Source organism: Methylophaga sp. UBA5088 (genome assembly GCF_002414625.1).
Lineage (GTDB): Bacteria > Pseudomonadota > Gammaproteobacteria > Nitrosococcales > Methylophagaceae > Methylophaga > Methylophaga marina.
Genome location: NZ_DIAC01000099.1, coordinates 1,697 through 8,726, shown reverse-complemented (window position 1 = coordinate 8,726; position 7,030 = coordinate 1,697). Strand labels below are relative to the sequence as shown.

Genomic DNA, 7,030 nt, shown 5'->3' with positions numbered 1-7,030 from the left:
AGTCACTGCACTAGAGCAGTTCAAGCCAATGGTGAGTAATGCGAAGGAATTATTATTTAATATTGTTCGCGGCCGCCGTGCGATGTTCTTGTTACTTAAATAAGTCAAAAAAGAGCCTGACTATTCAGGCTCTTTTTTTAATTTCTGGTGAGATTAAGCTTCTGAGTAAAAACGTAGACTCCGTTAGTAAACAATGACCATTCTACATAGAGCTCATCATCATTAGGCGCATCAATGGTAATCATATACTCTAAATAACGAACACCAGCATTAGGACCATTCGAAGCAAACTCACGTTGATTCGCCTCAATATGTCGACCGTTTGCACTCAGTCCATACAAACTTTCGATATTAATCAGACCTAAGGTCTCCGAACGACTGACACGCTCTGCCGGAAACACTTTTTCTAAACGTGCTCTAAACAACACAATACTGCTTTCTTCAACATCTGCTTCGACTTGCATTTGTTTATGTAGTTTTTGTGGGTTGTTATCCGAACCTTTACAGGAAATTTCCTCGCCAGTGCCTGTCCATTGTCCTTTCAGTTGTTTGAGAAACTGGAGCGCTTCTTCATTTTTATCTATGACAAGGCTTTTATCATTATTACGGTATTCCTCTTCCAAAGACTCGACTGTAGGAGAAGGTTGATAACAGTCATAGGCAGCCGCAACAGGTGAATGTAAACACCACCCCAACACCCACATCAAAACATACGATTTTCTCATTATAAAAGGTCCATTTGCGTCGTGATTAACTATGATCAAATGCTTTTCATTATGTGTTGTCAATCGAAACGGACAAATTTACATGCCAGCGTAATTTGCTAAAGTAGAAAACTCACCCGTATATTGAGTGTCAGTAGCAGAAGCACTCACTATTTGTCTGTCTTCATTTACTCAACAACAGGATATAAGCCGAGAACAATGGAATCTATTTATCAGCAAATTATCAGTCGTAACCCGGGCGAACCAGAATTTCATCAAGCCCTGTATGAGGTTTTGGAAACATTAACACCGGTGTTAGAACGTCACCCTGAGTATCACCAAGAAAAAATTATCGAGCGCTTATGTGAGCCAGAGCGACAAGTGATATTTCGTGTGCCTTGGGAAGATGATAATGGCGAACTCCATATCAACAGAGGTTTTCGCGTTGGTTTTAATAGTTCATTAGGTCCATACAAGGGTGGCTTGCGTTTTCACCCCAGTGTCACGCTTGGCACAATCAAATTTCTCGCCTTTGAACAAACTTTCAAAAATGCGTTAACAGGCCTGCCTATTGGTAGTGGCAAAGGCGGAGCAGACTTTGACCCCAGAGGTAAATCTGATCGTGAGGTCATGCGTTTTTGTCAGAGTTTTATGACCAGCCTTTATCGTCATATTGGTGAGTCTACCGACGTACCTGCTGGTGATATTGGTGTTGGTAGTAGAGAAATTGGTTATCTGTTTGGTCAATACAAGCGTATTACGCAACGTTATGAAGCGGGCGTAATCACAGGTAAAAGTCCAAGCTGGGGTGGCACATTAATTCGTAAAAAAGCCACCGGCTATGGTGCCGTCTTTTTCTGTGAAGATATGCTCAGAGCTGTTCATGATGAGGAATTGAAGGACAAAGTCGCCTTGGTTTCGGGCTCAGGCAATGTGGCGACTTATGCTATGGAAAAACTGCGGGCTTCTGGTGCAAAAGTCATTGCCTGTTCAGATTCTGGTGGTGTCATCGTGCATGAACAAGGTATTGATGTTGATGCCATTATTCGTATAAAGGAAGTAGAAAGACAGCGAATCTACACTTATCTCGATATTCATCCTGACGCCAAATACATTGAAAATGGCAATATCTGGGATATTCCGTGTGATATTGCATTCCCCTGCGCTACTCAAAATGAATTGGAAGAAGAAGACGCACAAACCTTAGTCAAAAACGGTTGTATTGCTGTCTGTGAAGGTGCCAATATGCCCAGTACACCAGAAGCGATTAAAGTCTTTCAGACGAATAATGTCGCTTTTGCTCCAGGCAAAGCCGCCAATGCGGGGGGCGTGGCTTCATCCGCCTTAGAAATGCAGCTCAATGCCACTCACAGCAGTAGTTATGAATACAATGAAGATCGTCTGCATGAAATCATGAACCACATTCATAAAGCTTGTTGCCAAACCGCTGAAGAGTTTGGTGAACCACACAATTATGTACTGGGTGCCAATATTGCCGGCTTCAGACGTGTGGCGAATGCCATGTTAGCCTTTGGTCTGATATAGAAAAACGGGCCAGCCTGAATTGGGGCTGGCCCATCTTTTTAAAACAATTTCTTCATGCCAGTCACAATGGATAACACCATCACACCCGCAATCAGGCCAACACCACCATTAAATAACACAGGCATCATAACGGTCATGACTGCACCCATTGATGCATTCAAACCCTCTAATAGATGATGTAAAAAAGGGAGTCCATGCACCAGAATACCGCCACCGACTAAAAACATGGCGATCATGCCCACCACCGATAGAAACTTCATCAACTTGGGCGCGAGAAATAAAATGACCTGACCCAGCTTACGCTGGAAACCATCAAAGCGGCTATCGCCCTGTCCGGCTTTGACTAAAGCCAAACCGGCATCATCGAATTTCACAATACCCGCTACCAGGCCATATACGCCTGAGGTCATCACAATGGCTATTAAAGACACCACGATGGCTTGCGTCGGTAGACTTTCACCCTGAGCCACACCAAGTGCGATCACAATAATCTCTGCGGAAAGAATAAAATCTGTTCTGATCGCCCCTTTTATTTTTTTACGTTCATAAGCTTTGATATCAATATCTTCATCTGCCGTTGCTGCAGCCAGTTTTTTCTTATGCTCGTCATCACTTTCTTCATGTGGTAACCATTTATGAGCCAGTTTTTCCATGCCTTCGTAACAAAGAAATAAACCACCAAGCATCAATAAAATCGTCACACCAATCGGAAAAACAGCACTGATGATCAAAGCCAAAGGAACAAGTATCAGTTTATTAAGAAATGAACCTTTCGCTACCGCCCATACGACAGGTAACTCTCTTTTGGGATCAACACCTGTTACTTGTTGTGCATTAAGTGCAAGATCGTCACCTAATACGCCCGCCGTTTTTTTTGCCGCCACCTTTGTCATCACTGATACATCATCAAGTAATGATGCAATATCATCGACCAGAGCTAATAAACCTACACTTGCCATAGTTTTTATTCCTATATGATTTGCAGGTAGCGTATTTGTTTGCTTTCCTGCTGTCTACCTGACTTTTTCTAAGACAAAAAAGTCAGGATTTTATTGTGGATGAAGTCTATATCTCGTTTATATAAATAAAGCTAAGAATGGCTCGAGCAAATACATTAGTACAGAAATCAGAGCGGTTAAGAGAACGAGCCAAAGATCACCTAAAGTCTTCGCTAACAATTTAATAGTGAGTTTATTCGGGTTATTTCGCGACCCAAACGACCTCCTCGCTTTCCAGTAATTTTGTTAAGTCTGGATAAATGACATAAATGCTTTTGCTGCTGGACTGGGCCTTGATGACCAAATCATATACAAAGCACGCTTTGGGGCTTCTTTTATGGGTATAGCCACAGCATCTGAGAATTGTTCAGACAAAGGCTTCGGAACGATGGCATAAGCCAGGCCAGACGCAACTAACTGCTCAATTAAACTGATGTGGTCAACCACAAACTTTACTTTAGATACCAGTCCCTGACTTGCAAAGGCTTCATCAGTCTGTCTTCGAGCACTACTTTCTTTTGGGTAGTTAACCATCGGCTCAGAGGCAAGTTGATGTAATGACAACAGCTGATTCTTTGCCAAGTGATGTTTGCATGGAAGCACGGCGACCAGAGGCTCTTCAGCCAGTTGAGTATATTCCACCCCAGATATGGATTCATCGACCCATAAGCCAATCAAAGCTATATCGAGACGATGGTTTGTCACATCGGTAATTAATACTTCACTACCTGCTGTTTTTAAACCAATATCAACCTCTGGATAATTTTGGTGAAACTCTGCAAAGACATCTACGATATTGACTATAGTCATTGCTGAAATCATCCCGACATTAAGGCGGCCAGAAACAAGCCCCGTTGTTGCTGTCACGTCAGTGTAAATTTTTTGCACTGAATCTAAGGTATGTTTAGCCTGCTCCACAAACGACTGTCCCGCCAGCGTTAGAGAGACCTTTCTTGAAGTACGTTCAAAAAGGGATACGCCTAACTCCTCTTCTAGCTTTGTAATCTGATGACTTAATGCCGACTGAACGGTGTGGCAGCGTCTAGCTGCCAGGGTAAAACTTGATTCTTCGGCTACAGCTACGACATATTCAATTTGTCTTAGATTCATTGATCTATCTCATTTAAAGATAGCTTCAATGATAACAATGCATTTGAATCATTAATACTTACATCGCATAGTATGGCTAATTCACTCTCTGAAATGCCTTATGACAAAACAACAAACCGTACTTACGCAAGGCTTAGTTTTACTGATGGCAACCGCCACCGGCATTGCCGTAGCAAGTAATTACTACGCCCAACCATTACTCGATACCATAGCCAATGAATTCAGGCTAAGTCACTCCCTGGCCGGCAATATCGTCACCACAGCTCAGCTGAGTTACGGCATAGGCTTGTTGTTTTTAGTGCCGTTGGCAGACAGGCTAGAGCGCCGTCAACTTATTGTTGTCATGAGCCTATTCGCAACCGTTGGTTTGTTAATAAGTGGCTTTGCTGGAAGTTTGCCATGGTTATTACTCGGCACAGCCATAACAGGCCTTAGCTCTGTTGTCGCGCAAGTATTACTGCCACTGGGCGCCACACTGGCCTCAGAACAACACCGAGGCAAAGTCATTGGCACAATCATGGGCGGACTTTTGCTGGGCATATTGTTGGCTCGTGTTGTGGCGGGCGGCTTATCCAGCCTGGGTAGCTGGCGATACATTTATTGGTTTGCTGCTGTTGCTATGTTCATTACAACACTGGCTTTGGCTCGTTATTTACCGACTTACCATAACAATAACGATATGAGCTACAAGCAGATATTAGGCTCTGTTATGGGCCTGTTTATCAAAGAACCAATACTTCGTTATCGATCCATTTTGGGGATGTTGTCATTTGTCTTGTTTAGTATGTTTTGGACGCCCCTCGCCTTCCTATTAGCCGAGCCTCCCTATGAATATAGCGACGCTACTATCGGCTTGTTTGGTCTTGTTGGTGTGGCAGGTGTATTTGCTGCGTCATGGGCTGGTAAATTAGCCGATGCCGGAAAAGGCGATCTTGGTACTCGTTTAGGTTTATCAGTATTACTACTTAGCTGGCTACTGCTCTTTAAGGCGCCAAGTTCACTTATTGCGCTTCTAGTCGGCGTATTATTGTTGGATTTGGCTGTACAGTTAGTGCATGTCAGCAATCAAAATAAAATTTATTCATTACACCCTGACATCAGGAATAGGCTCACTTCAGCCTATATGACCTGTTATTTTATCGGTGGTGCATTTGGGTCCTGGTTCTCAGTTTTGCTTTACCAGCATTATGCTTGGCATGGAGTTGTTATAGGCGCCTGTAGTATTGCTATCATCGCCTGCTTTTTTGGGTTCAGATCAAAAAAGTATTAAAAGTGTAAACACTCACTCACAATTGAGGCTCAATATCCAGGTGTAGACCATAGGTACATACTGGCCTGTTTATTTAATATAGATAGAGAATACACAGCATCACAAGCTCGCCCAGCAGCACCATAACAAACATGAAGGGGTAACAGATGTTCTTCTCTGGGGTGACAATAGCGTGCGTGAGGCGCTTCATCCCAGTGTTGCAAACGCACCTTCCTATCTTGCTCGCTGATATTAGCACTTGAGCACGTCTCAGCGAGCCAGTCTTCAAAAGACTGATTCATTTGTGCATGAGTCGGATCGTCTTTGCTAAAAAAAGCGCGCATATTATGAAATGAAAAACCCGAACCAATAATAAGCACATCTTCAGCCAGAGTGTCATTCAGTACTTCTCCGATCTTTAGATGAAGCTCAGGATCCAACCCATTGACTAAAGAAAGCTGAATACAGGGAATATCTGCATCTGGATACATAATGGTTAGCGGCACAAACACCCCATGATCCAGTCCCCGCTCTTCCTCAAGCTCCGCAGCTATATTGGCGGCATTAAGTTTTTTCACTATCTGTTCAGCTAACTCAGGTGCACCTTCGCAAGGGTATTTAAACGCATAAGAAGCCTCAGGAAAGCCATAATAGTCATAGAGCAAACCAGGCTGTTTTTGATGTGTGATGCGGACATGATTTGCTTCCCAGTGCGCACTGATCACAATAATCGCTTTTGGTTTTTTTATCTGTGTTGAGAGGGTAGTCAGTGTGTCAACTAACTCTTGATGTGAAGGGTCACCTAATAGCGGTAAAGGCCCACCTCCATGGGAAATGAATACGATATCTGCCATCATTTCACCTCGATAAACCACTTTGGCTTCATTCGGCCAAAGTCTGTTCTGATAGGTGATTTCAAACGTCTGGCAGAATCAATGACCACAGCATTGTCGCCATCACGCGTAAACACCGCCCAATGCCAAAATGGCTTTCCTTGCTCCCTATGCCACTTTAGAGCGATAAGCGCTCTATCAGGCAATCTGTCCCATGACACAAAAGTCGTTTGCTTATTACTGACTGAGATATGCAATGCAGAGAGTAACTGCCTGACATGGCAAGTCTCGGACCAAAGCGTTTTATCCTCGGCAAAGATACCCCATGAATTGGCTAGCTGTTTGGCTTCGGCATAGCTTATCTGGGCTAAATTAGCACAGGCAGCGATACCACAGCCTGAAGGCTCTTCTTGAACTACTGCCCAACCGCTCACTTGTGTTTTCATTTGCTACTTCAAACTCACGATGCTGAACATATAAACGGTAAACATGACTGCCATCTCAACAGCAACACTTCTACTGACATAGCAATAATATTCCCTTAAATAAGAGCGAGCTAATAAGATCTATACATGGCAGGCTATGAAAAGT

At 43.4% G+C, this 7,030-nt stretch carries 7 protein-coding genes; 2 read left to right on the top strand and 5 right to left on the bottom strand.

Annotated elements, in window-relative coordinates; all coding sequences use genetic code 11:
- Positions 1-137: 137 nt before the first annotated feature.
- Positions 138-725, bottom strand: a complete 588-nt coding sequence (locus B4K20_RS12460) for a hypothetical protein (protein WP_289283121.1) — start codon at positions 723-725, stop codon at positions 138-140.
- Positions 726-923: 198 nt separating this feature from the next.
- Here B4K20_RS12460 and gdhA point away from each other — a divergent pair, with 198 nt between their 5' ends.
- Positions 924-2,249, top strand: a complete 1,326-nt coding sequence (gdhA, locus tag B4K20_RS12455) for an NADP-specific glutamate dehydrogenase (RefSeq protein ID WP_289283120.1) — start codon at positions 924-926, stop codon at positions 2,247-2,249.
- Positions 2,250-2,287: 38 nt separating this feature from the next.
- Here the strand turns inward: gdhA and B4K20_RS12450 are convergent, their stop codons facing one another.
- Together B4K20_RS12450 and B4K20_RS12445 are read right to left on the bottom strand one after the other, a co-directional pair.
- The gene (locus B4K20_RS12450; RefSeq protein WP_289283119.1) at positions 2,288-3,208 is read right to left on the bottom strand and encodes a DUF808 domain-containing protein; all 921 of its coding nucleotides are present in this window, start codon (positions 3,206-3,208) and stop codon (positions 2,288-2,290) included.
- Between the two features lie 285 nt (positions 3,209-3,493).
- On the bottom strand, positions 3,494-4,357 hold the full coding sequence (locus B4K20_RS12445; RefSeq protein ID WP_289283118.1) for a LysR family transcriptional regulator: 864 nt from the start codon (positions 4,355-4,357) through the stop codon (positions 3,494-3,496).
- Positions 4,358-4,457: 100 nt separating this feature from the next.
- Here B4K20_RS12445 and B4K20_RS12440 point away from each other — a divergent pair, with 100 nt between their 5' ends.
- Complete coding sequence (locus B4K20_RS12440; protein ID WP_289283117.1) at positions 4,458-5,627, top strand: MFS transporter; 1,170 nt, start codon at positions 4,458-4,460, stop codon at positions 5,625-5,627.
- Between the two features lie 29 nt (positions 5,628-5,656).
- On the opposite strand, the gene B4K20_RS12435 is transcribed toward B4K20_RS12440, so the two are convergent.
- Positions 5,657-6,460, bottom strand: coding sequence for a DODA-type extradiol aromatic ring-opening family dioxygenase (locus tag B4K20_RS12435; RefSeq protein ID WP_289283116.1), 804 nt, complete (start codon positions 6,458-6,460; stop codon positions 5,657-5,659).
- Positions 6,460-6,885: a hypothetical protein gene (locus tag B4K20_RS12430; RefSeq protein ID WP_289283115.1), complete on the bottom strand. Its 426-nt coding sequence runs from the start codon at positions 6,883-6,885 to the stop codon at positions 6,460-6,462. Before B4K20_RS12430 ends, B4K20_RS12435 begins: the two co-directional genes overlap by 1 nt.
- Positions 6,886-7,030 lie beyond the last annotated feature (145 nt).

Coding starts and splice junctions, on each gene's coding strand:
- B4K20_RS12460 (WP_289283121.1), bottom strand. CDS start 725: ATGAGAAAATCGTATGTTTTGATGTGGGTGTTGGGGTGGTGTTTACAT.
- gdhA (WP_289283120.1), top strand. CDS start 924: ATGGAATCTATTTATCAGCAAATTATCAGTCGTAACCCGGGCGAACCA.
- B4K20_RS12450 (WP_289283119.1), bottom strand. CDS start 3,208: ATGGCAAGTGTAGGTTTATTAGCTCTGGTCGATGATATTGCATCATTA.
- B4K20_RS12445 (WP_289283118.1), bottom strand. CDS start 4,357: ATGAATCTAAGACAAATTGAATATGTCGTAGCTGTAGCCGAAGAATCA.
- B4K20_RS12440 (WP_289283117.1), top strand. CDS start 4,458: ATGACAAAACAACAAACCGTACTTACGCAAGGCTTAGTTTTACTGATG.
- B4K20_RS12435 (WP_289283116.1), bottom strand. CDS start 6,460: ATGGCAGATATCGTATTCATTTCCCATGGAGGTGGGCCTTTACCGCTA.
- B4K20_RS12430 (WP_289283115.1), bottom strand. CDS start 6,885: ATGAAAACACAAGTGAGCGGTTGGGCAGTAGTTCAAGAAGAGCCTTCA.